A 498-nucleotide genomic window follows, 5' to 3' on the forward strand; every position below is an offset into this window, starting at 1 on the left:
GGCTAGCAAGGTCCACAAAAATGCTGCTTGAAATTACGGGCTAGCAAGGTCCACAAAAATGCTGCTTGAAATTACGGATAGKATTCTTGAAGCAGGTGCAAAATTCTCATCATTATCAGAGCCGTGGGCCGACACAACGTCACCCGCCGGCAAGATGATAATGACTTTCTTCGCTGGCATGGCTGAGTTTGAGAAGGATTTGATCAGAGATCGCACCGGTTCTGGCAGAAAAGCGGCAAAAGAACGAGGGGTAAAATTTGGGCGACCTTCAAAGATGACCGAAGCCCAAATAAAGGTCGCTAAGCGCCTTTTACGCGATGGACAATCCATTCGGGAGGTGGCAGCTACCTTCAATATTCACTACACCACACTGTATCGCCTCCTGCGCTCCTGACACMAATGATGATGGCAAGAGTGACAAATAATTCTGCAAAAAGTGCGACAAATAATTCTGAAAAAACCGTGACAAATAATTCTGAAACTTACACCGTATATAGC

Annotated in this window: 1 pseudogene; it reads left to right on the forward strand. The window is 45.8% G+C overall.

Annotated elements, in window-relative coordinates:
- Positions 1 to 52: 52 nt before the first annotated feature.
- A pseudogene (locus A0J57_RS25785) lies at positions 53 to 394 on the forward strand (recombinase family protein); the annotation flags it as partial.
- Positions 395 to 498: the final 104 nt, after the last annotated feature.

Source organism: Sphingobium sp. 22B (assembly GCF_001580035.1).
GTDB lineage: Bacteria > Pseudomonadota > Alphaproteobacteria > Sphingomonadales > Sphingomonadaceae > Sphingobium > Sphingobium fuliginis.